Below are 26,527 nucleotides of genomic sequence, written 5' to 3'. Positions count from 1 at the left end.
ATGTCCTGCATGAACCCCGCCGCCGGCATGGCGTCAGGGGTGCACCTCGGCATACTCGCGTTGCGGCGCGGCGACGGCCGAGTGGTCCTCGAGAATCATGTCGGCGGCCTTCTCGGCGATCATGATGACGGGGGCGTTCGTGTTGCCCGAGACGAGCTCGGGCATGATCGACGCATCCACCACGCGCAGCCCGGCGAGGCCATGCACGCGCAGCCGGTCGTCGACGACGGCCATCGCGTCGTGGCCCATCTTGCAGGTGCCGGCGGGGTGGTAGATGGACTGGCTGAAGCGGCGGGCCGCGTCCAGCAATTCGGCGTCGCTCTGATACTGCTCGCCCGGCACGAACTCGGACACGATGTGCGGCGCAAGCGAGGGCGCGGCGGCGATGCGCCGCGCCACCCGAATGCCGCCGATCACGACCGGATGATCGCGCGGATCGGAGAGATAGTTGGCGAGAATGGCGGGGTACTGCAGCGGGTCCGTCGAGCGGATTTCGACGCTGCCGCGGCTATGGGGTCTTAGCTGGCAGACCGACGCCGTGAAAGCCGAGAACGGATGCGCTCCCTGGCCGGGCTTGTCGGCGCTCAGCGGCTGCATGTGGAACTGGATGTCCGGGCGTTCGACCGCGGGAGTCGAGCGCGTGAAGATCGCCACCTGGCTTGCGGCCAGCGTGAGCGGCCCGGTGCGCCAGAGCGCGTACTGCAGCCCGATCCACGCCTTGCGCAGCGGATGGTTGACTTCGTCGTTGAGCGTGCGTTCGCGCGTGCGGAACACGAGCCGCACCTGGAGATGGTCTTGCAGGTTCTGGCCGACGCCCGGCAGGTCGTGCAGCACGGGTACGCCGGCGTGGCGCAGCACCTGCTCCGGGCCGATGCCGGAGTGCTGAAGAATCTGCGGCGAACCGATCGCGCCGGAAGCCAGAATCACTTCCACGCGCGCCCGCGCGCGCTTGCGCTCGCCGCCCTGCAGATACTCCACGCCCACCGCCCGGCGTCCCTCGAAAAGAATCCGGCACGCCTGCGCCCGCGTTTCCACGATCAGATTGCCGCGCTTGCGGGCGGGTTTGAGAAAGCCCTTCGCGGTGCTCCAGCGAAAGCCCTTGTACGCCGTTTGCTGGAAGTAGCCAACGCCTTCCTGGACCGCGCCGTTATAGTCCTCGTTGAGCGGGATGCCGATGTCCTGTGCGGCCGCGATGAAATGATCGGCGATGGGCCGGCGCAAGCGCAGGTCGGAGACTTTCAGCGGGCCGCCTACGCCGTGCCAGGCGCTCGCGCCGCGCTCCTGGTCTTCGGACTTCCTGAACCACGGGAGCACCTCGTCGTAACTCCAGCCACGATTGCCGAGCGCGGCCCAACGGTCGTAGTCCTCACGTTGTCCGCGCACGTAGAGCAGGCCGTTGAGCGAGCTCGATCCGCCCAGCACCTTGCCGCGCGGCCAGTCGATCTGGCGCCCGGCGACGCCTTCGTCGGGTTCCGTGCGATAGCACCAGTCGAGCGCCGGGTCGTGCATGGTCTTGAAGTACCCGACCGGCACGTGAATCCACGGATTGTTGTCTTCGCCGCCTGCTTCGAGCAGCAGCACGGCGTTGCGCGGGTCGGTGCTCAGCCGGTTGGCGAGCACGCAACCGGCCGATCCGGCGCCGACAATCAGGTAGTCGACCTCATGATCCATGAATCCCGTCTCCTCGAAATCCTGGAGCGGCATGACCTGCCGCGTGTCCGGATCAATGTCGGATAGGGGGAGGCCGACTGCAAGCGCCGATCATGAGTACGGGCCGAAAGTGAAACGAAAACTGCGGAAACGGAATCAGAAGTCCCTGGGAAGAGCGGCCGGCTTGCAACCGGGATGCCGCCGAACCGGCCTGCGTTCAAACCGGCGAGAGCCCCTGGAGCAGCGGGGCGAGTTTGCTGGCCGTTTGCTTCAGGCGGCCTACGGACTCCAGCAGTTCCTCGAGCGTGGCGCGCGCAGTCGGCGCGTGCACCGCGAGCGCCGCGAGCACGCGTTTGCTGCCGGGCTCGCAGACCGGCACCGCAATCGCGACCATGCCTCGCACGAATTCCTCGTTGTCGATGCCGATGCCGCGCACGGCCAGTTGATCGAGTTCGGCCGCAAGCGCCTTGGGGGTGGTCAAGGTGCGGTGCGTCATCTTCGTCAGCACGAGACGTTCGAGCAGCGCATTGCGTTCGAGCATCGTCATCTGCGAGAGAAAGAGCTTGCCGCTCGCGGTGCAGTGCAGCGGAACGTGCATGCCCGGGCGCATCTCCATGCGCAACGGCTCCGTCGTCTCGACGCGCTCGATATAGAGCACGCGATCGCCGTCAAGGGCGGTGAGATTGCAGGTTTCGCCCAGCGCTTCCACGAGCGTGCGCAGCAGCACCCGGCACGAGCGCGTGAAGGTGTTGTTGGCGAGCGTGGCGAGCGCGAACTGCGCCGCGCGCGGACCCAGCGCGATGCTGCGGTCGTGTCCCCGCGAGTCGGGCATGTGGATCACGTAGCCGCGCGTTTCCAGCGAATCGATGAGCCTCAGCAGGGTCGCCTTCGGAATATGCAGCCGCGCGGACAACTGCGAGAGCGTGTACGGCTGGCCCGCCGACGCCAGTTGCTCCAGCACGAGGAGCGCGCGCAGCACGCGCGTGTCGTCGGCGGACGAGACTTCCTGCGGCACGGGGGCACTGTTTTGCGCTCTGTTTTGCGCCCTGTTTTGCGCTCTGTGGGGCGCGCCTTCTTGCGCTGTGTCGCGCATGGGTCTCCTCCGTCAAGCCCGCTTGCGTGACATGCCATCGAATGGGGCGCGCGGGAAAATGAAACGAATTGTTCGAGTTTTCTAGCACATATCGCCCCCCTCGAAAAGTTCATGCGGCTACCTAGCGGATTACCCCGACAGGTCACACCGGTCCCTGCGCGGCGCACATGCTGCACCCGCCGGATAAAGGCATCCGCTGTACCAGTCGAAACCGGGCCACTGGCTCTACCTGAGCCATTCTGGTCTGCCTAGAATTTTCCCCAACGAAGCGCCATACCAATACGAAGCTTTGCATGGAATCGGCGTGAGGCGCCAAAGCGCCAACTCCACACGACAGGAGACTGGCATGACGAACAGGCAGTCGGCAGGAACCGCTTTCGCAACGGCCCGGGCAACCGTCTTGACGAAGCCCGTGGAGTATTGACGATGGGATACAGCACAATCGATTCCGCCGCCTCCGCCGGTTTTGCCGCAAGCGGCGCCGGCTCCACGAAGTACGACCCCACCTACGATCCGCTCGTCTCGCCGGGCCCGGGGCACGGCAAGGACTACGCGCCCACCTACTGGGTCGCGACGGCGGGCAGCCCGCCGCCCGACGACGGCCCGGTCACGAAAGATCTCGACGTCGATGTCGCGATCATCGGCGCGGGCTACACGGGGCTCGCCACGGCGCTCTGCCTGGCGCGCGAGCACGGGATCAAGGCGGTCGTGCTGGAGGCGAACCGCACGAGCTGGGGCTGCAGCAGCCGCAATGGCGGACAGGGGCAGAACGCCTCGGGACGCCTCTCGCGCTCGCAGTGGATCGAGCGCTGGGGCAAGGACGTCGCCCTGAAAATGCACGACGAGATCCAGCAGGGTTTCGATCACTTCAAGGAACTCGTCGCCGAAATCGATTGCGATCCGCAGCCGGGCGGCCACTTCCTGATCGCGCACCGGCCACGCATCATGGCGAAGCTGGCCGCCGAGGCGAAGGTCTGGAAGGACGTATTCGGCTACCCGTCGGAGCTGCTGAGCGCACAGACGTTCCGCCGCGAATTCATCGACGATCACGAGGCTGCCGGCGCATTGCACGAGCCCGAAGGGATCGGCGTGCACGCGCTGAAGCTCGCGTTCGGCTATCTGCGCCTTGCGCGCGCGGCCGGGGCCACGGTTCACACGAGCAGTCCGGTGATGGGGTGGGAGACCATCAACGGCGTGCATCATCTGCGCACGCCGGGCGGCGTCGTGCGGGCGCGCGCGGTTGGCATCGCGACCGGCGCCTATACGGCGCAGACGCTGCATCCCACGCTGCGCAGCAAAGTCATGCCGATCCTCTCGAACTCGATGGTCACGCGGGTGCTCACGCCAGCCGAGATCGCCGCCTGCAACTTCCGCACGACCCAGGTGCTCACGGACACGCGCACGCTGCGCTTTTACTATCGCTTCCTGCCCGATGGCCGGCTGCAGATCGGCAGCCGCAGCGCGATTACCGGCGCGGATGCGCCGAATCCGCGCCATCTCGATCTGCTCAAGGAGGGCATGGCGCGCAAGTTTCCGGCGCTGCGCGGCGTGGAGATCGATTACTCGTGGTGGGGCTGGGTGGACGTGAGCCACGACATGATGCCGCGCGTGTGCCAGCCCGATCCCCGGCAATCGGTGTTCTACGCGCTCGGCTACGGCGGCAACGGCGTGTCGTATTCGCAGCAGGCGGGGCGGCGGCTCGCCGAGCGCATTGCGGGCAAGGGCGCGCAGCACGCGCTGCCGATCTTCACCACGCCGCTGCCCGGCCACCCGTTCGCGCCGTTCCGGCGCATCGGCCAGCGCATGCTCTATCTTCAGTACTTCAGGCACGACGAAAAGCCCTGAGGCCCCCCCTGTGCAGCGGTGAAAACGCCGTGAAAACCAACATGAGTACGCGATGACGACGGAACGTGCGATGGAGGGACCGGATTGCCTCGTGTCGGTGCGCGAGCGCTTCGGCTTCGATTCGAACCTGATGGTGCCGGCCTTCCGCGAACGCGACGCCCATGTGCCGGACCTCGACGAGGCTTACCGCTTCAATCCGGAGGTAACGCTCGCGATTCTCGCCGGCTTCACGCGCAACCGTCGGGTGATGGTGCAGGGGCTGCACGGTACGGGCAAGTCCACGCATATCGAGCAGATCGCCGCGCGCCTGAACTGGCCTTGCGTGCGCGTGAATCTGGACGGCCATATCAGCCGGCTCGATCTCGTCGGCAAGGATGCCATCGTGGTGCGCGACGGCCGCCAGGTGACGGAGTTTCAGGAGGGCATCGTGCCGTGGGCGCTGCAGCGTCCCGTCGCGCTGATCTTCGACGAATACGATGCGGGCCGCCCCGACGTGATGTTCGTGATCCAGCGCATACTCGAACGCGACGGCAGCTTCACGCTGCTCGACCAGAACCGCGTGATCCGGCCGCACGCGCACTTTCGCCTCTTCGCGACCACCAACACGATCGGGCTCGGCAATCTCAACGGCCTCTATCACGGCACGCAGATGCTGAACCACGCCCAGATGGACCGCTGGAACGTGGTCGCCACGCTCAATTACCTGCCCCGCGAGGAAGAAGCCGGCATCGTGCTGGCCCGCGTGCCCGAGATGGCCGACGCCGCGGGGCGGCAACGGGTCGACTCGATGATCAGCATGGCGGCGCTCACGCGCAAGGGCTTCGCGAGCGGCGATCTTTCCACGCTGATGTCGCCGCGCACGGTCATCGACTGGGCCGAGAACTGCCAGATTTTCCGCGACCCCGCGCTGGCGTTCCGGCTCACGTTCCTGAACAAGTGCGACGAGGCCGAGCGGCCGGTCGTCGCCGAGTATTACCAGCGCTGCTTTGGCGTCGAGCTGAACGCCGCTGCCGACGCCCACGAAGGCGACGGCAGCGACGCGCAGGAGCCGCGCGGGTGACGACCGGGCGCGCGGCGGAACGCGAGGCCGAGCGCATCGCGCAGCGGCGGGAGGCGCTGTGCGCGGCCGCCGTGCGCGCGCTGACCGGCGACGCCGCGCTGCATTATCGCGGTGGCCGGCTGTGCCGCGAGCTGCGGCCTCTGCCGCTTTACGCGCCGCATCTGCGCAGCAACGCGCGGGAGGACGACTTCGCCTCGCTGCGTGGCGCGGCCGACGCCGCCGCGCAGCGGCTCCTTCACTCCGATGCCGCGCTGCACCGGCTCCTGTGTCCCGACGACCCGATCGAGCGCCTGCTATTCGAGCTCTTCGAGCAGGTGCGCTGCGAGGCGTGCTTGCCGCCTGGCATGCCGGGCCTCGCGCAGAATTTGCGGCATCGTTTCGATAGCTGGTCGCGCGCGTATTGCCGCGCGGGCCTCGGCGAAGGCCATCTCGGCATCCTGCTCTATACGGTCGCGCAGATCGTGTGGTCGCGCGTGACCGGCTGGCCCGTGCTCGACGAGACCGAAGATCTGATCGAGGCAACGCGTGCCGGCATCGTACCGGCGATTGGCGTGCAGCTTGCCGGGCTGCGGGCGAATCGCATGGATCAGCGCGCCTATGCGGAGCACGCACGCGAACTGGGACGCCGCATCGCGCTGATGCTCGACGAGGCGCACGCGGCACGCGCCAACGACGACGCGGACGAAACCCGCGAACCCGACGATGCGTTGACCGCGTTCTCGCTCTGGGTGGACTTCGACGAGACGAGCGTCGATCTGCCCGCGCTCGCACCGAGCGGAGAAAGCCGCGTGCTGGCCGAGGCGGCGGAAGGCTATCGCGCGTACACGACGCAGTACGACCGCGAGATCCGGCCCGCGCGACTCGTGCGCGAAGCGCTGCTGCGCGAGTATCGGGCGCGGCTCGACGAACGCATCGCCGTGCATGGCATCAACGTTGCGCGGCTCGCACGCGTGCTGCAAACGGTGCTGGCCGTGCCGAAGCGTGACGGCTGGCTCTTTGGCGAGGAAGAGGGCTGCATCGACGGCAGACGCCTCGCGCAAATCGTCAGCTCGCCGGCCGAGCGCCGCGTGTTCAGGCGCGAGCGGACGCAGCCGCGCGGCGACTGCGTGGTGGGATTCCTGATCGACTGCTCGGGGTCCATGAAGGCGCATATCGAGTCCGTCGCGATGCGCGTCGATCTGCTCGTGCGCGCGTGCGAGCAGGCGGGCATCGCCACCGAGGTGCTCGGCTTCACGACGCTCGCCTGGAACGGCGGGCGCGCTCGCGCGGACTGGCTGGGCGAGGGTCGGCCGGCGCATCCGGGGCGTCTGAACGAGACGTGCCACATGGTGTTCAAGTCCGCCGACGATAGCTGGCGGCGCGCCCGCCCGGCCATCGCCGCGTTGCTCAAGGCCGACCTGTTTCGCGAAGGCGTGGATGGCGAGGCGGTCGAATGGGCGTGCGGGCGGCTCGCGAGCCGCGCCGAGGCGCGGCGCCTTCTCGTCGTGATCTCGGACGGCAGCCCGATGGATACGGCGACGGCGCAGACGAACGACGCCTTCTATCTCGACAATCACCTGAAGGAAGTCGTGGCGCGCCACGAGGCCATGCGCGATGTCGACGTGCTCGGGCTGGGCGTCGGGCTGGACCTCAGTCCGTACTACCGGCACTGCCTCGCGCTCGACCCCGCCGAGCCGCCCGGCATGGGACAGCTCGCGGGCATCGCGCGCTGGATCGGGGCGCGGCGTTAGCACGAGGCAGCCTGCGGGCCGCTATCGTCGCGGGCCGGCCCGGCTCCCTTCCATCCCGTTCAACGAACCAGCGCCTTCACCGCACAAAGAACGAGCGAACCGCCGATCGCCATCAGCACGCCAAACGCGAGCCGGCGCGTCGCAAGGGAGGAGAGCGGAGGCGGGTAGTGGCGTGCCGCGACCGTCATGAGCATGACGACCGGCGCGGCGAGCGCGGCCTCGAGACAGATCGACGAGGGGAGATGGTCCTCCCAGGCGCTGAACAGCACGCGCGTGAGCGACGTCACCGCGAAAATAAGGATGAGCGCGCAGCGAATCTCGATCAGCTTGAGTGGCTGGCGATAGAACTGGAAGATGAGCGGCGGCCCCGATACGCCGAACATGCCGCTCAACAGGCCGCCGCACACGCCGCTCACGAAGAAGCTGCGGTCGTTCGAGCGCTGCGCGAGCGGTGCGGGCCGCAATGCGGCGCTGAGACCGCCGTACAGCACCACGCCGCCCAGCAGCAATTGCAGGATGCCGGCGGCCGAGGCGCTCAGATATTCGAGCACCAGCACGCCCACCACGACGGAGGGCAGCACGCCCAGCGTCGCGGCGCCCACGGCCCGCCAGTCGATATGGTGTAGTTTGCCCGGCAGCGCGGCCGCGCTGTTCGCGAGCGTGACGAGGCTCATCAGGGTGGCGATGCTTGCAACCGGCGCGAGGCCGAAGCCGCTCGTGGCGCCCATGACGATCATGCCGAGACCGAAGCCGGTGATCGTCTGAAAATAACTGGCGAAGCCGATCAGGACGATCAGCACCAGGACCTTCTCGTGCGTCATGCTGCGTGGGGTTCCTTCGAGTGAGCGACGGCACGCTGGCGGGCCGTCTGCGCCTGGACCGCCGTTGCGGCGATCACGTAGTAGATGTCCTCGGGGCTGCAGCCGCGCGAGAGGTCGTTGGCGGGCCGGTTCAGGCCCTGCAGCAGGGGGCCGATGGCCTTCGCGCCGCCCAGGCGCTCCGCGAGCTTGTAGCCGATGTTGCCCGCATCGAGATTCGGGAACACCAGCACGTTCGCGTGGCCGCCGCACTGCGAATGCGCGATCTTGCGCTCGGCGATTTCCGCGACGAGCGCCGCGTCGAGCTGCACGTCGCCGTCCACGCACAGCGCAGGGCGCTGCTCGTGCACGCGGCGGGTTGCGTCGATCACCTTGTCCACGCTGGCATGGCGGGCGCTCCCGCTCGTCGAGAACGACAGCATCGCCACGCGCGGCTCCTCCACCAGCAGGCTGCGCGCGCTATCGGCGGCCGCCATGGCGATTTCGGCAAGCTGTGCGGCGTCCGGGTCCACCACGAGCGCGCAGTCGGAGAAGATCAGGCCGCCTTTGTAGCGATGAAACGGCTCGCACAGCATCATCAGGAAGAAGCTCGACACGAGCTTGAACGACGGCTCGACGCCGATCAACTGGATGGCCATGCGCACGACGTCGGCGCTCGTGTGAACGGCGCCGGCCACGGAGCCGTCCGCGTGGCCGAGACGCACCATCAGGTTGGCGAAGACGAGCGGCTGCGCGGCGTCCTCCCACGCCCGCTGGCGGGTCATGCCTTTGCTGCCGCGCAGCGCGACGAGTTCATCGGCGAACGCGGCGCGCCATGCGCTGGTTTGCGGGTCGATCAGCGCGATCTCGCCCAGTTCGACCGATTCGCGCGCGGCGGCCGCCCGGATCGCGCCGGGGTCGCCCACGAGCGTGACGCGCGCGACCCCCTCGAGGCTTGCGCGCGACGCGGCGGCGAGCACGCGTGGGTCCTCGCCTTCGCACAGCACGATGCGCATGGGCGCGAGGCGCGCGCGCTCGACGATACCGTTCAGGGCTTTCATGGTGTCATGGGTTCGAAAATCGACTCGCGAATAGACTTCGAGTTTGGCTCGCGGCAGCGCCTGGCGTGTTCATACGAAACGCGGCCACAGGCGGATGCACCGCCTGCGGCCGGCGAACGCGCGCGCTGCTGCCGGCGCGTCAGACAAAGTCCTTGTACTTGTCGAGCAGACGCACGGGCTTCGAGAGTGCGTCGCGGCGGAACGGGTCGCCCAGCTCGCGCGTACACATGATCTCGACGATGGTCGTCTTGCCCTGGTTCATCTGCAGATCCAGCGCGCGCTTGAGTGCCGGGCCCACGTCTTCCAGCCTGTCCACGACGATGCCTTCGGCGCCCATCGCCTTCGCGATGCCCGCGAAGCTCGGGCTTTCCAGCTCGCCCGCCACGAAGCGCCGGTCGTAGAAGTCCACCTGGTTCTTCTTCTCCGCGCCCCACTGGCGGTTGTGGAAAACGACGGCCGTCACGGGAATGTTGTGGCGCACGCAGGTGAGCGTTTCCATCAGGCTCATGCCCCACGCGCCGTCGCCCGCGTACGAGACGGCCGGGCGGTGAGGCGCGGCCACCTTCGCACCGATGATGGTCGGAAACGCGTAGCCGCAGTTGCCCCAGCTCATCGCGGCGAAGAAGCTGCGCGGCTTGTTGAAGCGCAGGTAGCTGTTGGCGACGGAATTGATGTTGCCGATGTCGGTGGAGACCATGACGTCGTCGGGCATCGCCTTTTCCAGCTCGCGCAGCACCTGGCGCGGATGCAGATACTCGCCGCCCGTGGCGGTGCGCTCGTGCTTCTGCTCTTCGATCATGTCGAGGCTGTAGGCGTCGCGCTCGTGCGTCCAGGCGTCGAGTTCCTTTTCCCATGCGGCCTTTTCGGTCGCGATCTGGTCGGCGCGCTCGCCGCGCGTGGCGTCGCTCGCGAGGGTACGGTTCGCGAGGCGTGCGGTCAGCGCCTGCGCGGCCGCCTTCGCATCGCCGCAGATTCCCACCGAGATCTTCTTCACGAGGCCGAGCATCTTGTGGTCGGCGTCGATCTGGATGATCTTCGCATCTTTGGGCCAGTAGTCCATCCCGTGCTGGGGCAGCGTGCCGAACGGCCCAAGGCGCGAGCCCAGCGCGATCACGACGTCCGCGCGCGAGATCAGCTTCATCGCGGCCTTCGATCCCTGGTAACCCAGCGGGCCGCACCAGAGCGGATGGTTCGCCGGGAACGAGTCGTTGTGCAGGTAGCTGTTCACCACCGGAGCGCCGAGGCGCTCGGCGAGCGCCTTGCATTCTTCGATCGCATCGCCCATCACCACGCCGCCGCCGGAGATGATGACCGGAAACTTCGCCGCGGCGATCAGATCGGCCGCTTCGTTCAGGCTTTCGTCGCCGCCGGGGCCGCGGTCGAGCCGGCGCGGCTGCGCAATCTCGGCCTTGATCTTGCCGTAGAAGTAATCGCGCGGAATGTTGAGCTGGGTCGGTCCCATTTCGGACATCGCGCGGTCAAAGCAGCGCGCGGTGAACTCGGCCATGCGCGCCGGGTTCGTCACGTGGCCCTGGTACTTCGTGAACTCCTGGAACATCGGCAGCTGATTCGCTTCCTGGAAGCCGCCGAGGCCGATGCCCATGGTGCCCGTCTCGGGCGTGACGATCACGACCGGGCTATGCGCCCAGTAAGCGGCCGCGATGGCCGTCACGCAGTTGCTGATGCCGGGGCCGTTCTGGCCGATCACGACGCCGTGGCGGCCGGAGACACGCGAGTAGCCGTCGGCCATGTGCGCCGCGCCCTGTTCGTGGACGACGGGAATGAGGCGAATGCCGGCGGGCGCGAAGATGTCCATCGCGTCCATGAACGCGGAGCCCATGATGCCGAACATCTCGGTCACGCCGTTGGCCGCGAGGGTCTCGACGAAGGCTTCGGAGGGGGTCATGTCCTGCGGGCCGCTGGCCGTCTGGCTTGAAGTCTTTTCGCTCATCAACTGTCTCCGGTTGTCGTGTGACGGAATGCCGTGCTTCGAATGCTATTCGGCGCCCCATGCGGGTCAAGGGATTCCGTCCTTGATGGATGAATCTGAAATGGAATGGAACGTTTCGTTTCAAAACACCCGGCTCAGACGGGCTGCTTCGGGCGCTCCTTGCGGAACGCGCGCTTGACGGCGATCAGGCCGTTGCGGAACTCGAAGAGATCGCACCCTTCGGCTTCGATGCGCCAGCCTTCGGCATGCGTGCCGGTGAACACCCATTCCGACACGCCGCGATCGCCCGCGACGTAGTGGCGTCCGTGGCCCCAGTGCGCGTCGGGAAAGGTGCGAAAGACCGCTTCGAAGGCGGCGCGCACCGCCTCGCGCCCGACATGGCGGGCGCCGTAGACCTCGGGACCGCCGGCCGCGTCGAACACGCAGTCTTCGGTCATGAACCCCATCAGCGCGTTGGCGTCGTGGCGGTTGAAGGCATCGGAAAAGGCGGCCAGCGTGTCGGCCGTGACGGCGGGGTGGACGCCGAGGGTGTCTGCCATGCGTGTCTCCAGTTGAAAGGCTGGCGTCGTGCTGCGCGCGAGATCGCGCGCAGCACGGTATGTCGACACGTTAGGGTTTGCCCGTCGAGGGCGGTAGCACCAGTGCGGAGCTTTCGCCTGGGCCAGCAGGCCCCGGCGGCAGAAGCGTCAGGCGGGTTGCTGCAGGCGCACGACCTGCGCGAGCGCGCGCACGCCGGGTTCGATTTTCTCGAGCTTGATGGCGGAGAACCCCATGCGGAACCAGGGGCTGTGCTCGGCCTCGTCGGCGAAGAACACGCCGCCCGGCTCGATCAGAATGCCGGCCTCGCGCGCGTCTTCCGCGAGGCGCGCGGCGTCGAGCCACGCCGGCCCTTGCACCCAGCACGACGCGCCGCCGGCCACCGGCACGTAACGGACCTCCGGCAAATGCGTGTCGAGTGCCGCCATCAGCGTACGGGCCCGCTCCTTGTAGGCATGCGCAAGGCGGCGCAGCAGCGCGTCGTGATGCCCGAGCGCGAGGAAGGTCGCGAACGCGCGCTGGATATAGGCCACCGGATGCCGCACCATCAGGCGGCGCAGCGCGCGCAACTCGCGAACCAGCTCTTGCGAGCCGACCACGTAACCCAGGCGCAGGCCCGGCGCGAACGTCTTCGAAAGGCTGCCGACGTAGATCACGCGGTCTGCCGTATCGAGGCTCTTCAAGGCCGGATGCGGCGTGCCGGAGAAGGTGTTCTCGCTCTCGTAGTCGTCTTCGATGATGACGAAGTCGTGCTGCTGGGCGAGTTCGAGCAGTGCCCGGCGGCGCGCGACCGGCATGGTGGCCGTGGTCGGGCACTGGTGGCTGGGCGTCACGAACACGTAGTCGCAGCGCGCCAGCGAGTCGCCGAGCCGAACCGGATCGATCCCTTCGCTGTCGACCGGCAGTTCGAGCAAACGCGCGTTGCGGTTCACGAAGATGTTGCGCGCATCGGGATAGCCTGGATTCTCGAAGCCAACCGTCGTATTCTTTCCGCAGAGCAGATCGGCGACGAGATAGAGCGCCTGCTGGCAGCCATTCGTGATGATGATTTCCTCGGGCATCGCGAACACGCCGCGCCGCGGCAGCACACGCGTGCGGATCTGCTGGATGAGCGATTCGTCGTCGCGCTCGATCAGGTCGGGCGCCCAGTTGCGGATCTCCATGATCGAGAGCGCCTTCAGGCAGCACTCGCGCCAGTCGTTGGTGGGGAAGAGCGATTGATCGAACTGGCCGTAGATGAAGGGATACGCGTAGTTCTGCCAATTGGCCGGTTTGACGATGTTGCGCTGGGCCGTGGGCGGCCGCACGATGCGGGATTTCCACGCGGGCGGCGCCAACGCCCCCGATCTCTCGGCCTTGACGACATCGGGCGGCTGCACCGTCACGCCATGCAGGCCCTCCAGCATGGCGGGGTTGACAAAATGGCCGCTGCGCTCGCGGGAGACCAGATAGCCTTCCTCCACGAGCATTTGATAGGCGAGCACGACGGTATTGCGCGCGACGCCGAGCTGCTCGGCAAGCTCCCGGCTGGAGGGCAGGGCGGAGTCGGGGGGCAACTGCCCGTTGAGAATGGAGGCGACCAGCATCTCGCGAATCTGATGCTGCAGACTGGTTTTCGACTCCGGTGACCGTCGGAACTGCTGGGCCCAGAGGGCGGACGGGGTACGGGTCGGCATGCTGGCTCCTGCGATTGATAGGGCGGGTGAAGGGATGGGTGCGAGACCGCTTGTCGCGCGTGCGCGCGTTCCACGCTTGCTGCGGCGCAGCGCCGCTGCGCTGGCGGGCTTCGAGCGCGTCGTCCAAATATTCGGACGATATCAGATCGATTCCGCCTGCCAAACCCTTAAAAAAATTGTAGCGGCGCGCGCCGGGCGCTGGACCCATCGGATGCTCCCGCCTGGTACTACCCTCCGCTTTATTGATTGAGAATCCTAGACTTAACGGGCAGGCAACTCGTAGATGACGCGGAACACCGCGCCGCCGACGAGCGTTCTCTCGCGTGCTCATTGTTTTTCAACTCGAGGAGGTGGTGGTGAGAGCCTTGCCCAGATTGGTAAAAACGATGAAGCATCCCGTCAACTCGCCGAGAGATCCGGTGATCAAGATACGCCGCGCCCGCGGGAAATTGAGTTCATGGTGGTTGACGACCGCCGTGCTGGTGATCGCCGTCCTGCTCTGGCAAGCGGTGTCGATGGCGGGGATTTTCCCGGCGTTCGCGCTGCCCTCGCCGGTGGCGGTGTGGCAGGCCTTCCTGGAGATCGCCCGCAACGGATACGGCGGCCAGACGCTGGTCAGCGACATCCTGATCAGCTGCTTTCGCATTGTCATCGGCTTTGTGGGCGCGATTGCGATCGGCGTTCCCATCGGACTCCTGATGTCGCGCAGCAAGGTCGTGTTCGACATCATCGATCCCTTGCTGCAGTTCGTCCGGCCGGTTCCGCCGCTCGCCTACATACCGCTGCTGGTCGTGTGGTTCGGCATCGGCGAACTGCCCAAGGCCATCCTGATCCTGGTCGGCACCATTCCGGTCATCATCATCGGCACCATGTCGGGCGTGAAAAGCACGCCGGCTTTGCGCATCTCGGTGGCCCGCACGCTCGGTGCGAGCAACGCGCAAATCTTCCGCAGGGTCGTGCTGCCTTCGGCGCTGCCGGAGATCTTCACCGCGATGCGCGTGGGGATCGGGGTGGCGTGGACCTGCCTCGTGGCCGCGGAACTGATCGCGGCGAGCAGCGGCCTGGGCTGGCTCGTGCAGTTCGCCGGACAAGCCCTGCAGGTCGGCATCGTGATCGTCGGCATCGTGATCATCGGGTTGATCGGCTATGCAATGGAACTGGTGATTCGCAAGATAGAGAATTGGGTCGTTCCCTGGAGCGGACATAACTGATCGGGTTACAGAGGAGACGAAAATGAAAAAGACGCAATGGGTTTATGGCGCGAGCGCGGCGGTGCTTGCCGGCAGCTGCCTTGTTCCGGGCGCGGTTCATTCGCAGAGCAAGCCCGAGGTCATCATCGGCTACGAGGACAACGGCGCCGACCCTTACATGGTGTCGATGTCCGAGCATATGTTCGAACACCAGATGAACGCCGACGTGCAATACAAGCTCTTCAGTTCGGGTCCGGCCGCGATGAGCGCATTGGCGTCGAACAGTCTCACGTTCATGTGCGGACTCGGCGTTCCGCCACTCGTCACCGCGATCGCCCAGGGGCTGCCGATGGCGATCGTGTACAACCAGGAGCGCTATACGGATGCGGCCGGCATTGTGGTCAAACCCGATAGCGGCATTCACGACGTCGCCGGGCTGCAAGGCAAGAAGATCGCGATCGTGGCCGGCTCGCAGGCCTCGTTCGAACTGGCCACCTTCCTCGCGGCTGCGCATGTGCCGTATTCGTCGGTCACGCAGATCAACATGGCGCCGCCGCAGATGCGCACGTCCTGGGTGACCGGCGCGATCGACGCGGCAATTGTCTGGGACCCGGTGTTCAGCGCGCTGCGTGCGGCCGGCGGCAAGGCGATCAAGACCGACGGCGATCTGCCGCGGGAAGCCTCCAGCTATAACGTCTGCATTGCCAACTCGGACTGGGCGAAGGCGCACCCGGATCTCGTCCGTGGTTTCGTCGCGGCGCTCGACCAGGGCTATCAGACGACGATGAAGAACCGCGACCAGGCCCTGGCCGAGATGGCGAAAGCAACGGGTGTGACCGTGCCCGTCGCGACGAGCGAACTTGCCGGCTACGAACTGTTCTCCGGCGCCGACCAGACCACGCCGAAAGTGATGGGCCTAGACGCAGGCGTCAAAACGTCCGCGACGTATCTGACGCTGGTCAATACCGCCAAGGTGCTCAACATGATCGGCCGCATTCCCTCGGTGCCGGCGAACTTCGACTCGAACGTGGCACCGCAGTATTCGAAATCGTTCGCGCATTGACCCACTGACTGTTCGACCGCCAGGCAGGAGACGACCTTGAATATCGTTATCGATTCCCTGTACAAGACATTCGGCGCCACCGCCGCACTGGAAAACATCAATCTGCAGTTCCGGGGTGGCGAATTCGTCACGGTGCTCGGCGCCTCCGGCTGCGGGAAGACCACGTTGCTGCACCTGCTCGCCGGTCTCGAATCGCCAACGCGCGGCAACATCTACATCGACGGCGAAGTCAAGAACCAGCCAGGAACCGACCGTGTTGTCGTATTCCAGCAGGCGGGGTTGTTTCCGTGGCTCAGCGTGCAGGAAAACATCGAGTTCGGGCCGTCCCTGCATTCGGTGCCCAAAGCGCAACGCAGGAAAGACTCGGCCGACATCCTCCGGATCATCGGTCTCGAGTCTTTCGCGCAGCACAAGCCCTACGAACTGTCCGGCGGCATGCAGCAACGCGTGGCGATCGCGCGGGCGCTAGTGATGAAGCCGAAGGTGCTGCTGATGGACGAGCCCTTCGGCGCACTGGATGCGCAGACGCGCAGTTCGATGCAGAACTTCTTGACGGCGCTGTGGGATCAGCTTCACTGCACCGTGGTGTTCATTACTCACGACATCGACGAAGCCATTTTTCTTGGTACGCGTCTTGTCGTGCTTTCGGCGCGGCCGGGGCGGGTCGCGCTCGACGTACCCATCGAACTGGAGCGGCCGCGGACGTCGGCGGTGGCGTTCGAACCGCATTTCCTTGAGTTGAAGAAGCAGGCGATGGGTATTCTTGCGCATTGAGCTTCTTTCGGCACCAGGTCCGATGGATTGATGACGGGTACATCCCTTGATGTACCCGTTGCAATCGCGTACGAGCCGCTCTCGCACGTCATAGACCCTCTCAGCCAGAAGGAATTCCGAAGTGTGCGATCAGCATATCGCTGAGAAGATCGGCCTGACGTATAAGTTTTGCAGGCGCGACTCGCTCGTCCGTTGTTCTCTCGGCGAAGCTTGTGACCAGCAGGACAATGAAGTTAACGTTGAAATCGAGATTTTCCGCATCCGGGACTTTCAGCGCGTCTTTAATGAACGCCTTCGTTAGTGCAGCGCCCTCGGCAATGAGATCCTGGAATTCCTTCGTGTCCTTGAGATCAATAGCAGCGGTTTTCAATGCCTGACGCAGGTCCGCTTCTGACGCTTCGATTCTGAAAAATTCGCGAATGAATGCCCGTAGCTTGCTTGAGTGGTCAGAGCCGGGCCGCAGGAGGATAGGCGATAGCCTTGCAAATTGCCTTTCCCATACGGACTTGACGACGTGAAAGAGTAAAGCCTGCTTGTTCGGAAAATATTGATAGAACGATGCAATGTTGACGCCAGCCTTTTCGCAGACCTTGTTGGCGGTGAAACCACGTGGCCCGTCATGTCGCAAAATGTAAGTGGCCGCCTCCGAAATTGCGGCAACCGTCGCGATAGAGCGCCCCTGTTTCGCCTGCTTTTTCAAAGAGATATCTATCTTTTGCTTCACGCCGCAATCGTCTCTGGTAATGTGATTAGAGAATGTAGCTGAAAAATTATATTCTGATCCCATCGAAACCAGAGATGGGATGAAAAAATCATGGAAGCAATGCAGGAGGCGACCTCGGTCGTCATCATCGGCGCTGGCGTGGCAGGTTTGACGTTGGCGACCTTCCTCCAAAGTAGCGGGGTGGCGTGCGTAGTCCTGGAGCGGCGCCATCGTGCGTACATCGAGGTACGCCAACGCGCCGGGGTCGTTGAGGCGCGCGGCGTGCGCATGTTCGAACGATGGCGGTTGGCCGATAAGCTTCTTGGCGGACCGGTTGCGCAAGCCATTGATTACCGCGTTAATGGCACAAGCCGCATTTTTAAAACCGTCGGAGACGATGGCAGCGAAGGTCGGTTTTGTACCCAGCAGATGCTGGTCGGGAATTTGTTGCGGGAACACATTGACCTTGGCGGCGGCGACGTCCGCTTCGGTGTTGGCGACATTTCAATCCACAACGAAGAGGACTGTCGCCCTAAGGTCGGCTATTCCGATTCGACAGGTCCGCATGAAATCCTTTGCGACTACATCGTTGGCTGCGATGGTAATCGCGGTGTTAGTCGATCCTCGATTCCCGAAGGCGTTCTCAGGAAGTTTAGCTACGAGTTTGGCTACGCCTGGTTGGCCGCACTGGTCGAGGCACCGGTGACCGGACAGCCGATCATGGGCGTCAGTGATCACGGATTTGTCGCGCAACTGCCTCGCGGCCCCAGCAGAAGTCGGTATTACCTCCAGTGTGCGCTAAACGAGGGCCCCGAGGACTGGCCCGATGAACGAATCTGGAATGAAATCCGGTTGCGACTGTGCGACGACACGATCCCGAATGCCGCAGTTCATGACAAGGACTTCGTTCCTCTGCGTTCCGTCGTGTATGCCCCGATGCAATACCGCAATCTTTTCCTTGCCGGCGACGCGGCTCACCTCGTGCCTCCAACCGGCGCGAAGGGAATGAATCTCGCGCTGTACGATGTCGACGTCCTCGCTCAAGCGTTGACAGGCGCGGTACACCATCGCGACAAAACCGGGCTGGAGCGTTATTCGGACACTGTCCTGCCACACATCTGGAGATACCAGGAGTTCAGCGTGTGGATGACGGAAACGATGCACGATGCTGGCGATGCGACACGACACGGGGCGTTTCGCCAGATGATCGCCCGGGCGCGTCTTGATACGTTGTTCCAATCGTCGACGGCAATGCAACTGCATGGCGAGTACCAGCGCGGAACCTTTTAATTAAAACGGACGGAAGAGGGCGTCGGCAAGATTGCCGATAATCTTGCGGCAGAAGTAATGTGGTCCATGGTTGAAGCGGCATTCCATGCCTCGTGTCGGAATCGTTCAATACAGACTGCTGAAGCTGCGCGATACTTCACGCATCTCGATACCCTCCCGTTTCTCCAATGATTGAACCGCTTGCTGACCAGATCTGGCATTTACGACATCCGTTCTCCGTCAATGGTTTGCCGATCACCTCGCGAATGACGATTGTCCGTTTCCCGGACGGCGGGCTCTGGCTCCATTCCCCGGTGCCGATGAATGAATCGCAGTACGCCGCGCTCGACCGTCTCGGGCCAGTACGCTGCATCGTCGCACCAAGCAAGACGCACCATCTCTTCGTGGCGGACTGCCTTCGTGCGTATCCCGAGGCCAGCCTGTTCGGTGCGCCGGGCCTCCGCGAGAAGCGGCCCGACCTGTTATCCCTGCAAGACATGCCGGCAGACGCGCAGGCGCCCTGGGCGGGCGAACTCGAGTCGATATTGTTTGAGGGTATTCCATTCGCGAACGAAACCATCTGGTGGCATCCGCGATCCCGTACGCTCATCGTCACCGACCTGTTGCAATGGTGGGCGGGGGAGTTGGCGTTCCCGGCACGGCTCTACGCGTGCCTCACAGGCGTCCGCGCCCGCCTTGGCGTGCCACGTACCGTCAGGTTGCTCTTGCGGGATCGGGCCGCGGCCCGACGCAGTGCAGCCCGGCTGCTGGCGTGGCCGGCCGAGCGACTGCTGGTCGCACACAACGCAGTCATCGAAGACCACGCGCACGAAGCCGTTCAACACGCGCTAACAGATTGGCTGGGCCACCGGTTGGGTTGACCCAGGCATGGCGGCGGCGCAGCTGCCCCTTACCCGCATAGTTTCGGAGCCGACTCATGGCAAACAAAGTCTTGCTGATTCCCACGCCGATGGCGGCAATTCGTGCGTCAGAATTGACGCGCATTGATTTTTCCGATGCTTATTCCGGTCGGGCGAATCGAATCTACGTCGACGCCGAACAAGCAGCGCGTGCCGTGTTCGCCGATCAGCCACCCATGGCCGGGTGGCTGATGGCCTTGCGCAATAAAATCGTGGCACCATTCGGACTGCGGGCCAGTATCGACTTCAGCGATCGCGGACTGGGGAAGATCGACGTGTTTCCGATTATTTCCAGATCGGGCACGGAAGTCGTCGTCGGCGGTGACGACAAGCACCTGGATTTTCGAATCTGGATCCGCATACAACCGGGGGAGAAGGGGGCTGAAGTGACGATTGCAACCCTGGTCAAGATCAACCATCCCCTTGGATGGGTCTATCTAATTATCATCATGCCGTTTCACAAGCTCCTGTCCCGCTTGCTGCTAAAGCGGGCAGTGAGTTGGCGTAGCAACATGTCTCCGGAAGCCAGGTAGGTCGAACGAAACACCACAGGAGGGAGTATGTCTGAGCACGACAATAAGCTGCACGGTAGCTGGCGGCTGGTTTCTCTAGTTACAGAGCACCAGGACTCAAAGGAGCGCACGCAACCGTGGGGCGCCGACCCCAATGGGTATCTTATCCTCGGTTCTGACGGGCGAATGATGGCCCTCATTACCGCAAAGGCGCGGGAGCCGGGCAATACGAATGAGATCCTGGCGGCACTCCTGCGCACAATGATGGCCTATACAGGTCGATATCGGATAGACGGCGACAGGCTCATCACGAAGGTGGATTCATCCTGGAATGAAGCCTGGAGCGGTAGTGAACAGGAGCGGTTCTACAAGCTTGATGGAGACACGCTTGAAATCACTACGGCCTGGATGCCGAATCCCCTGGAATCCGGAAAATCAATGGCGCGCGGTATTCTCAGTTTTAGACGAGAGTAAATTTCCCTGCACTGAATTCGCATCCCGGCCATCCGATATCCAATACCCTTGAAAACCATCGCCATCGTCATTTTCGACAGCTTTACGGACATAGACCTATTTCTAATGTGGGACATCCTTGGCCGAAATCGCAGCGATTGGGAGGTAAAGCTATTAGGCGCCCAGGAGCAACACCGTTCCGCGCACGGAATGCTGGTGCAAACTCACGGACGCCTTGCGGAAGCCAACGATGCCGACGTCGTCCTGTTTTCCAGCGGCAAGGCAGGCGTGAAAGCGGCGCTGCAAGATGCAGCTTTCATGCATGCCTTCTCCCTCGATCCGGCATGCCAGCTTATTGGCTCTATTTGCGCCGGCGCGTATATCCTCGCCCAATTGGGTCTTCTGAAAGGAGGCCCGGCAACGACCCATCCCGACGCAAAGTCAGGACTTCAGGCAATGGGCATCGACGTCCTGGATCAGGCGCTGGTATGCAATGGAAACGTTGCCACGGCAGGCGGGTGCCTTTCCGCCGTGTATCTGACCGGCTGGGTGGTCGAGACGCTATTTGGCAAAAATAAGCGCCGGGAAACGCTGCGAGAGCTTATCCCAGCCGGTCAAAGAGAAATATACGAACAACTGATCGATTCGAGCATTCGCGAAGGCATGCGAATGTAGTTTCGATGCGGTCACTCAAAGGCAGCAGTTTTATCCGATGTGATTGATTTTACATAAGATAAATTATCACATTTCAATAACGACCTTCAACGCCCGTGTACTAGCCGCGTGCGAAAACGTCTCATAAGCCTTGAGCACATCGTCAAACGCAAACCGATGCGTGATCAAACGCCCCGGATCGATCCGTCCCGCGCACACGGTCTTGAGCAGCATCGGCGTGCTCACGGTATCGACGAGGCGCGTCGTGATCGCCACATTGCGGTCCCAGAGCTTGTCGAGGAAGATCGATGCCTTCACGCCATGCACGCCGACGTTCGCGATGGTGCCGCCCGGCGCCACCAGTTGCTGGCACAACTCGAACGTAGCCGGCACGCCCACGGCCTCGATGGCGCAATCCACGCCCACGCCGTCCGTGAGCTTCATCACCGCATCGACTGCGTCGGTTGCACGCGTGTCGATGCACGCGGTCGCGCCAAAACCCTTCGCGCACTCCAGCCGGTTGGGGTCCATGTCGATCATGATGATCTGCGCGGGCGAATAGAACTGCGCGGTCAGGAGCGCGGCCAGTCCGATCGGCCCGGAACCGACGATGGCGACCGTGCTGCCGGGCTCGACCTTGCCGTTGAGCACGCCGCATTCGAAGCCGGTCGGCAGGATGTCCGAGAGCATCACGAGCGCGGCTTCGTCGAGGCCGGCGGGAATGGGATACAGGCTCGTCTGCGCGTGCGGGATGCGCACGAACTCGGCCTGCGTGCCGTCGATACGGTTGCCGAGTATCCAGCCCCCCGTCTTGCAGTGCGAGTACATGCCGCGGCGGCAGTATTCGCATTGTCCGCAGCTCGAAATGCACGACACCAGAACGTGATCGCCGGCCTTGAGACCCGTCACGCCGCTGCCGACTTCCTGCACCACGCCAACGCCTTCGTGTCCGAGCACGCGGCCAGGCGTGCAGGTCGGCACGTCGCCCTTGAGGATGTGCAGGTCGGTGCCGCAGATCGTCGTCTTCGAGATCTTGACGATGGCGTCGCCAGGCGCCTGCAATTCCGGCATCGGGCGCGTTTCGACCGCAAAGCGGCCCGGGCCGTTATAGACCAGTGCTTTCATGTTCTCTCCATCGTCATTCGAGTTGAGGTTGCCGCCGCCCGCCCGCGCCCTTGCCCGCACCGGCGAGTTCGGTCACGCGGCGGTCCTGGGGGATGTGCGCAGACCATCACGATTGTCCCCGCACCAGCAGCACCGGGCATTCCGAATCGCGAGCGAACGCCTCCGCCACGCTGCCGAGGAACGCGCGCCTGACGCCGCGCCGCCCATGCGTGCCGAGCACGACGAGTTGCGCTCCGTAGCGCGTCGCGCACCGCTGCAGGCACTGCGCAACGCTGTCGGTGACGGTTTCGAGCATCAGCACCTGGGTCTCGCAGTTCACGCCCGCCGCCTTTGCTTCGGAGCGCACCGCCTCGAGCTGCTTTCTGGCTTCGTCCTGGTACTTCTCGATCAGATCCGCCGGGACGTAGCCCAGCCCCAGGCCGAGCGGCGCCACGATATCGGTCACGTGCACCACGCAAACCTGGCCGCCAGTCAAACGCGCGAGTTGCAGCGCCTCGTCGAGCGCCCGCTTCGAGGTGTCGCTGCCGTCGAACGCTATCAGAATCCTCTCGTACATACTTTGCCTCATCCGGGGATAGCCGGTACGCATCGCGTTGGTCTATGCCCATCATCGGATCTCGCGGCGTCAGGCCATTGATTTGCATCAAGAGACAGCGGAGCGAGGGTGAATCTGCCCCCGTCAATCGGACCCCGGCCCCGCTCTACTGTCTGATTCAGGTCAATGGGGCCGCCGCGAAGCGCGCTTCAATCGGCATCAGGCGCTATCGGGGCGCATGCTGAGGAGACCACGATGAAACTGACCTTTCTGGGCGCCGCGCAAACGGTCACCGGTTCGCGCTACCTGCTGGAAGCCGGGGGCAAGCGGCTCTTGATCGACTGCGGGCTGTTTCAGGGCCCCCGGAACCTGCGGCGGCGCAACTGGGATCCGCTGCCCTTTGCGGCCGAAACGCTCGATGCGGTCATCCTCACGCATGCGCACATCGATCACTGCGGCTACCTGCCGGTGCTGGTGCGCAATGGCTACCGCGGGCCGGTCTATTGCACGCCGGGCACCGCCGATCTGTGCGAGGTGATGCTGCGCGACAGCGCCCGCCTGCAGGAAGAGGATGCCGCGTTCGCGAACCGTCATGGCTTTTCGAAGCACCACCCGGCCCTGCCGCTCTACACCTCCGAAGACGCAGAAGCCGCGCTGCGGCTCATCGGCCCGCGCGAGTTCGACGTGCCTGTTTCTCTGGGCGAGGACCTGAGCTTCCGGCTGCTGCCGGCCGGCCATATTCTCGGCGCGGCCAGCGTCGTGATCTGCTGCGGCCATACGGTGGTGGCGTTTTCCGGCGATCTCGGGCGCCCCGACGACCCGCTCATGCGCGCACCGGCGCCGCCCGTGCACGCGGACTATCTGGTGGTCGAATCGACTTACGGCGACCGGCTTCACGCCGCGCGCGACCCCGAGGACGAGCTGGCCGAGATGTTCGCGCGCACGTTCGCGCGCGGCGGTCTGGTCGTGATGCCCTGCTTCGCGGTGGGACGCGCGCAGGAGATCCTCTACTACATCGCGCGTCTCAAGGAGAGCGGGCGCATGCCCAACGTTCCCGTGTTTCTGGACAGCCCGATGGCGATCAGCGTGACCGATCTCTACCGGCGCCACATGCGCGACCACCGGCTGACGCTCTCGCAACTGCACGTGCTCGACCACGCGGCGTTCATGACGCGGACGGTGGACGACTCGAAGGCCATTGCCTCGCGCAGCGGGCCGATGATCATCATCGCCGGCAGCGGCATGGCCACGGGCGGGCGGGTGCTGCATCACCTGGGCCTCTATGCGTCCGACCCGCACAACACCATCGCGCTCGTCGGCTATCAGGCGCCGGGCACGCGCGGCGCGACGCTGGAAGCGCATGCGCCGGCCATCAAGCTGCACGGCGACTATGTGCGCGTGCGCGCCGAGGTCTCCTCGATCTCCTCGCTTTCCGCTCACGCCGATTACCGGGAGACGCTGCGCTGGCTGGCCGGCATGACCTGTCCGCCGGTACGCACGTTCGTCACCCACGGCGAACCCGCGGCGGCCGACGCGCTGCGCCGGCGCATTGTCGAAACGCTGCACTGGGACTGCTGCGTGCCCGAATTCGGCGAAACGGTGGAGTTGCCCGAAGCGCCGGTCCGCGACAGCCCGTCCGGGACTGCCCAGGCTCGCCTTCCGAATCCGCTGGAGCACAACCCCTGAACGTCTGCGTGCGCGTTTTCCCTCCACCAGAGCGGCCATCCACGTAAAATCGGGATAAGCGACCCGCGTGACACGGCACATCCGACACCGGGCGCCCTCCCTCGACACCACCCTATACACGCGAATGGCTGACGCACCCGTCCCGCGCAAGCATCTCGCCCCGGATTCAGGCCATGAGTCCAGACGCTGATCCGCATCGCTCCGCCGCGCGCGACGCGGCCCCGGTGCGCGCAGGCCTGGCCGGCAGGCCGGCTGTGGCCGCCGCGCTGGCGTTCATCGTCGCTTTCGCGCTGGCGGGCCTCGCTGCCGCGTTTGTCGTCCAGCAGTGGCAAGCCGCCGCGGAGCAACGCTTTGCGCGCCGCACGTCCGCCCTGCGCGTGACCGCCGGGCAGGCGCTCATCGCCGACGAAGCCATGCTGCGCGGCGCGCGCGGCTGGCTGGCGCAAACGCCCGCGCCCGATCCCGCGGGCTGGCAGCGCTATGTGCTGGCGCTCGACCTGGAAAGCTCGCGCTCCGCGGTCGTTGCGCTGGGCTACGTTGCGCCGCGCGCCGAGCCGGATAAGGGTGCGTCCGCACCGACCGGCGATGCAATCCTGTGGTCCGGACTCGCCGCGGCGCCTCCGGACGTCGTTGCGCACACCGCTGCCGACCAGGCTCAGGCCCTGGCCGCGCGCCGTTATGCGGCGCAAACCGGCAGCGTCGCGCTCGCCGTGGAAACGATTCCGGGCAACGCGGCGCCCCTGTTGACCCTCTATCTGCCGTTGTACGCGCAACCAGCGGCGGCCGGTGCGGCCACGCGCCCCGTCTCCGGTTTCGCCGTGGCCCTGCTCGACCCGCGCCGGCTGTTCGAGCCCATCCTCGCCACCCAGCCGGATCTCGGGCTGACCGTAAGCGCCGGGCAGCCTGGCGTCGAACTCTACCGGAGCGCGCCCGCCGAAACCGACGAGGTCATGCCGGGCTCGCGCGTCGAGCGCACCGACACGCTCGCCTTCGGCGGCACGACGCTCACCCTGAAGACGAGCGCCGCCGCCAATCCCCTGCTCACCGGCGCCTTCACCTGCGCGGCCGCCATCCTGCTCGCCGGCGCCCTCGTGGCCGCCCTGTGCGCCGCGCTCGCGTTTCGCCTGGCCCGCCCGCGTGCCGTGCCGGCCCCCACCCCGGCCGAGGGCGACGCGCGCCTGAACGAGGCGCGCATGATGGGCATCATCCGTTCGTCGATGGAAGCCATCATCACCGTGGACGAGACCCAGCGCGTCGTGATCTTCAATCCGGCCGCGGAATTCGTGTTCGGGCTCTCCGCCATGGAGGCGATCGGCTCGCCCCTCGCGCGCTTCATTCCCGAGCGCTTTCGCGCGGCCCACGAGCGGCACGTCGACCAGTTCGGCGCCACCGGCGTCACCGAACGCCAGATGGGCCACCAGCAGCGTGTCCTCTACGGCGTGCGCGCCAGTGGCGAGGAGTTTCCGATCGAGGCGTCGATTTCGCAGATCCGCGACCGCTCCGGCAAGCTCTACACGGTCATGCTGCGCGACATCACGGAGCGCCTGCGCGCGGAGAATTCGCTCAGGCGCTCGCGCGAAGAGCTGCGCGAACTCTCGGCCAATCTGCAAAACGTGCGCGAGGCCGAAAAAACCCGCATCGCGCGCGAGCTGCACGACGATCTCGGCCAGCAGCTCACCGCCCTCAAGATCGACCTCTCCACGCTCGAACAGCGGCTCAAGGGCAACCTCACGCCGGATCTCGCCGCGCGTATCGAAGGCATGAGCACGCTGATCGATTCCACCGTGCGGGCCGTGCGGCGGATTGCGGCCGACCTGCGGCCCGTCATGCTCGACGACCTGGGTCTCGTGCCGGCCATCGAATGGCTCGCCAACGATTTCACGAGCCGCTACGGCATCGCCGTGCAGCGCCACATCCACACCGGCAATACGACCTTCTCGAACGCCGCGGCCTCCACGCTCTTTCGCATCGTCCAGGAGGCGCTCACGAACGTCGCCCGCCACTCGGAAGCCAGCGTGGTCGTCCTCACGCTCGAAGTCGAGGGGCAGCGCTGCACCCTGCGCATCGTGGACAACGGCCGCGGCACCGAGCGCGATGCCGGCGGCTCGCCGCATCGCACCCGGCACGACAAATCGTTCGGTCTGCTTGGCATTCGCGAGCGTGCGCACATGCTCAACGGCACCGTCGATATCGATACCGCGCCGGGCGAAGGCTTTGCCATTTGCCTCACGTTCGAACTCGAC

Annotated in this window: 23 protein-coding genes; 13 read left to right on the top strand and 10 right to left on the bottom strand. The window is 65.1% G+C overall.

Translation table 11 applies throughout. The features are described 5' to 3' along the window. Nucleotides 1-33 precede the first annotated feature (33 nt). Together BFE01S_RS35020 and BFE01S_RS35015 are read right to left on the bottom strand one after the other, a co-directional pair. Nucleotides 34-1,671: a GMC family oxidoreductase gene (locus BFE01S_RS35020; RefSeq protein WP_028229502.1), complete on the bottom strand. Its 1,638-nt coding sequence runs from the start codon at nucleotides 1,669-1,671 to the stop codon at nucleotides 34-36. A 196-nt stretch (nucleotides 1,672-1,867) separates the two neighbouring features. After that, complete coding sequence (locus tag BFE01S_RS35015; RefSeq protein WP_028229501.1) at nucleotides 1,868-2,665, bottom strand: IclR family transcriptional regulator; 798 nt, start codon at nucleotides 2,663-2,665, stop codon at nucleotides 1,868-1,870. A 504-nt stretch (nucleotides 2,666-3,169) separates the two neighbouring features. On the opposite strand from BFE01S_RS35015, the gene BFE01S_RS35010 reads away from it, so the two are divergent. The 3 genes from BFE01S_RS35010 to BFE01S_RS35000 all read left to right on the top strand — a co-directional run bounded on the left by BFE01S_RS35010 (nucleotide 3,170) and on the right by BFE01S_RS35000 (nucleotide 7,378). After that, nucleotides 3,170-4,588 (top strand): NAD(P)/FAD-dependent oxidoreductase, encoded by a 1,419-nt coding sequence (locus tag BFE01S_RS35010; RefSeq protein WP_028229500.1) that lies wholly within the window; start codon nucleotides 3,170-3,172, stop codon nucleotides 4,586-4,588. 70 nt (nucleotides 4,589-4,658) lie between these two features. Continuing rightward, nucleotides 4,659-5,648: an AAA family ATPase gene (locus BFE01S_RS35005; protein WP_028229499.1), complete on the top strand. Its 990-nt coding sequence runs from the start codon at nucleotides 4,659-4,661 to the stop codon at nucleotides 5,646-5,648. Next, a complete protein-coding gene (locus tag BFE01S_RS35000) occupies nucleotides 5,645-7,378 on the top strand; it encodes a cobaltochelatase CobT-related protein (protein ID WP_042339794.1) in 1,734 nt (577 codons plus the stop codon). Before BFE01S_RS35005 ends, BFE01S_RS35000 begins: the two co-directional genes overlap by 4 nt. A gap of 59 nt (nucleotides 7,379-7,437) precedes the next feature. Here BFE01S_RS35000 and BFE01S_RS34995 read toward each other — a convergent pair whose 3' ends face one another. The 5 genes from BFE01S_RS34995 to pdxR form a co-directional block, all read right to left on the bottom strand. Then, nucleotides 7,438-8,199, bottom strand: a complete 762-nt coding sequence (locus tag BFE01S_RS34995; RefSeq protein ID WP_028229497.1) for a sulfite exporter TauE/SafE family protein — start codon at nucleotides 8,197-8,199, stop codon at nucleotides 7,438-7,440. Next, nucleotides 8,196-9,236, bottom strand: a complete 1,041-nt coding sequence (gene pta, locus BFE01S_RS34990) for a phosphate acetyltransferase (protein ID WP_028229496.1) — start codon at nucleotides 9,234-9,236, stop codon at nucleotides 8,196-8,198. Before pta ends, BFE01S_RS34995 begins: the two co-directional genes overlap by 4 nt. A gap of 139 nt (nucleotides 9,237-9,375) precedes the next feature. Further along, entirely contained in the window at nucleotides 9,376-11,187 is a 1,812-nt protein-coding gene (xsc, locus tag BFE01S_RS34985) for a sulfoacetaldehyde acetyltransferase (RefSeq protein WP_028229495.1), read from the bottom strand. 134 nt (nucleotides 11,188-11,321) lie between these two features. Beyond that, nucleotides 11,322-11,726: a nuclear transport factor 2 family protein gene (locus tag BFE01S_RS34980; protein ID WP_028229494.1), complete on the bottom strand. Its 405-nt coding sequence runs from the start codon at nucleotides 11,724-11,726 to the stop codon at nucleotides 11,322-11,324. A 147-nt stretch (nucleotides 11,727-11,873) separates the two neighbouring features. Further along, the gene (gene pdxR, locus BFE01S_RS34975; RefSeq protein ID WP_028229493.1) at nucleotides 11,874-13,400 is read right to left on the bottom strand and encodes a MocR-like pyridoxine biosynthesis transcription factor PdxR; all 1,527 of its coding nucleotides are present in this window, start codon (nucleotides 13,398-13,400) and stop codon (nucleotides 11,874-11,876) included. Nucleotides 13,401-13,786: 386 nt separating this feature from the next. On the opposite strand from pdxR, the gene BFE01S_RS34970 reads away from it, so the two are divergent. From BFE01S_RS34970 to BFE01S_RS34960, 3 genes are read left to right on the top strand one after another with little or no spacing between them, the layout of a single operon-like run. Continuing rightward, nucleotides 13,787-14,611: an ABC transporter permease gene (locus BFE01S_RS34970; RefSeq protein WP_042339807.1), complete on the top strand. Its 825-nt coding sequence runs from the start codon at nucleotides 13,787-13,789 to the stop codon at nucleotides 14,609-14,611. A gap of 22 nt (nucleotides 14,612-14,633) precedes the next feature. Continuing rightward, entirely contained in the window at nucleotides 14,634-15,653 is a 1,020-nt protein-coding gene (locus BFE01S_RS34965; RefSeq protein ID WP_028229491.1) for a taurine ABC transporter substrate-binding protein, read from the top strand. A 36-nt stretch (nucleotides 15,654-15,689) separates the two neighbouring features. Beyond that, on the top strand, nucleotides 15,690-16,427 hold the full coding sequence (locus tag BFE01S_RS34960) for an ABC transporter ATP-binding protein (protein WP_028229490.1): 738 nt from the start codon (nucleotides 15,690-15,692) through the stop codon (nucleotides 16,425-16,427). A 100-nt stretch (nucleotides 16,428-16,527) separates the two neighbouring features. Here the strand turns inward: BFE01S_RS34960 and BFE01S_RS34955 are convergent, their stop codons facing one another. After that, the gene (locus BFE01S_RS34955) at nucleotides 16,528-17,151 is read right to left on the bottom strand and encodes a TetR/AcrR family transcriptional regulator (RefSeq protein WP_028229489.1); all 624 of its coding nucleotides are present in this window, start codon (nucleotides 17,149-17,151) and stop codon (nucleotides 16,528-16,530) included. A 90-nt stretch (nucleotides 17,152-17,241) separates the two neighbouring features. Between BFE01S_RS34955 and BFE01S_RS34950 the strand changes: the two genes are divergently transcribed. The 5 genes from BFE01S_RS34950 (at nucleotide 17,242) to BFE01S_RS34925 (ending at nucleotide 20,959) form a co-directional block, all read left to right on the top strand. Further along, the gene (locus tag BFE01S_RS34950) at nucleotides 17,242-18,420 is read left to right on the top strand and encodes a 4-hydroxybenzoate 3-monooxygenase (RefSeq protein WP_028229488.1); all 1,179 of its coding nucleotides are present in this window, start codon (nucleotides 17,242-17,244) and stop codon (nucleotides 18,418-18,420) included. Between the two features lie 167 nt (nucleotides 18,421-18,587). After that, entirely contained in the window at nucleotides 18,588-19,280 is a 693-nt protein-coding gene (locus BFE01S_RS34940; RefSeq protein WP_028229487.1) for a DUF4336 domain-containing protein, read from the top strand. Between the two features lie 56 nt (nucleotides 19,281-19,336). Beyond that, nucleotides 19,337-19,852 (top strand): DUF2867 domain-containing protein, encoded by a 516-nt coding sequence (locus BFE01S_RS41465; RefSeq protein ID WP_052421078.1) that lies wholly within the window; start codon nucleotides 19,337-19,339, stop codon nucleotides 19,850-19,852. A gap of 27 nt (nucleotides 19,853-19,879) precedes the next feature. Further along, nucleotides 19,880-20,305: a lipocalin-like domain-containing protein gene (locus tag BFE01S_RS34930; RefSeq protein ID WP_028229486.1), complete on the top strand. Its 426-nt coding sequence runs from the start codon at nucleotides 19,880-19,882 to the stop codon at nucleotides 20,303-20,305. A gap of 48 nt (nucleotides 20,306-20,353) precedes the next feature. Then, the gene (locus tag BFE01S_RS34925) at nucleotides 20,354-20,959 is read left to right on the top strand and encodes a DJ-1/PfpI family protein (RefSeq protein ID WP_028229485.1); all 606 of its coding nucleotides are present in this window, start codon (nucleotides 20,354-20,356) and stop codon (nucleotides 20,957-20,959) included. Between the two features lie 66 nt (nucleotides 20,960-21,025). On the opposite strand, the gene BFE01S_RS34920 is transcribed toward BFE01S_RS34925, so the two are convergent. Then, complete coding sequence (locus BFE01S_RS34920) at nucleotides 21,026-22,063, bottom strand: zinc-dependent alcohol dehydrogenase family protein (RefSeq protein WP_028229484.1); 1,038 nt, start codon at nucleotides 22,061-22,063, stop codon at nucleotides 21,026-21,028. A 106-nt stretch (nucleotides 22,064-22,169) separates the two neighbouring features. Then, complete coding sequence (locus BFE01S_RS34915; RefSeq protein ID WP_028229483.1) at nucleotides 22,170-22,619, bottom strand: universal stress protein; 450 nt, start codon at nucleotides 22,617-22,619, stop codon at nucleotides 22,170-22,172. 234 nt (nucleotides 22,620-22,853) lie between these two features. Between BFE01S_RS34915 and BFE01S_RS41460 the strand changes: the two genes are divergently transcribed. Continuing rightward, entirely contained in the window at nucleotides 22,854-24,284 is a 1,431-nt protein-coding gene (locus BFE01S_RS41460; protein WP_042339787.1) for an MBL fold metallo-hydrolase RNA specificity domain-containing protein, read from the top strand. A gap of 173 nt (nucleotides 24,285-24,457) precedes the next feature. Further along, on the top strand, nucleotides 24,458-26,527 hold a 2,070-nt coding region (locus BFE01S_RS34905), incomplete at its 3' end, for a PAS domain-containing sensor histidine kinase (RefSeq protein ID WP_063834464.1).

This window comes from Paraburkholderia ferrariae NBRC 106233 (assembly GCF_000685035.1).
In the GTDB taxonomy this organism is placed as follows: domain Bacteria; phylum Pseudomonadota; class Gammaproteobacteria; order Burkholderiales; family Burkholderiaceae; genus Paraburkholderia; species Paraburkholderia ferrariae.
This window is presented reverse-complemented; position numbering and strand designations above follow the sequence as displayed.

Bases quoted from the DNA above. Each gene is read 5' to 3' on its own strand.
- BFE01S_RS35020 (WP_028229502.1), bottom strand. From the start codon at position 1,671: ATGGATCATGAGGTCGACTACCTGATTGTCGGCGCCGGATCGGCCGGT.
- BFE01S_RS34965 (WP_028229491.1), top strand. From the start codon at position 14,634: ATGAAAAAGACGCAATGGGTTTATGGCGCGAGCGCGGCGGTGCTTGCC.
- BFE01S_RS34915 (WP_028229483.1), bottom strand. From the start codon at position 22,619: ATGTACGAGAGGATTCTGATAGCGTTCGACGGCAGCGACACCTCGAAG.
- BFE01S_RS41460 (WP_042339787.1), top strand. From the start codon at position 22,854: ATGAAACTGACCTTTCTGGGCGCCGCGCAAACGGTCACCGGTTCGCGC.
- xsc (WP_028229495.1), bottom strand. From the start codon at position 11,187: ATGAGCGAAAAGACTTCAAGCCAGACGGCCAGCGGCCCGCAGGACATG.
- BFE01S_RS34920 (WP_028229484.1), bottom strand. From the start codon at position 22,063: ATGAAAGCACTGGTCTATAACGGCCCGGGCCGCTTTGCGGTCGAAACG.
- BFE01S_RS34930 (WP_028229486.1), top strand. From the start codon at position 19,880: ATGTCTGAGCACGACAATAAGCTGCACGGTAGCTGGCGGCTGGTTTCT.
- BFE01S_RS35005 (WP_028229499.1), top strand. From the start codon at position 4,659: ATGGAGGGACCGGATTGCCTCGTGTCGGTGCGCGAGCGCTTCGGCTTC.
- BFE01S_RS34995 (WP_028229497.1), bottom strand. From the start codon at position 8,199: ATGACGCACGAGAAGGTCCTGGTGCTGATCGTCCTGATCGGCTTCGCC.
- pta (WP_028229496.1), bottom strand. From the start codon at position 9,236: ATGAAAGCCCTGAACGGTATCGTCGAGCGCGCGCGCCTCGCGCCCATG.
- BFE01S_RS34970 (WP_042339807.1), top strand. From the start codon at position 13,787: ATGAAGCATCCCGTCAACTCGCCGAGAGATCCGGTGATCAAGATACGC.
- BFE01S_RS35010 (WP_028229500.1), top strand. From the start codon at position 3,170: ATGGGATACAGCACAATCGATTCCGCCGCCTCCGCCGGTTTTGCCGCA.
- BFE01S_RS34940 (WP_028229487.1), top strand. From the start codon at position 18,588: ATGATTGAACCGCTTGCTGACCAGATCTGGCATTTACGACATCCGTTC.
- BFE01S_RS34950 (WP_028229488.1), top strand. From the start codon at position 17,242: ATGGAAGCAATGCAGGAGGCGACCTCGGTCGTCATCATCGGCGCTGGC.
- BFE01S_RS34980 (WP_028229494.1), bottom strand. From the start codon at position 11,726: ATGGCAGACACCCTCGGCGTCCACCCCGCCGTCACGGCCGACACGCTG.
- BFE01S_RS41465 (WP_052421078.1), top strand. From the start codon at position 19,337: ATGGCAAACAAAGTCTTGCTGATTCCCACGCCGATGGCGGCAATTCGT.
- pdxR (WP_028229493.1), bottom strand. From the start codon at position 13,400: ATGCCGACCCGTACCCCGTCCGCCCTCTGGGCCCAGCAGTTCCGACGG.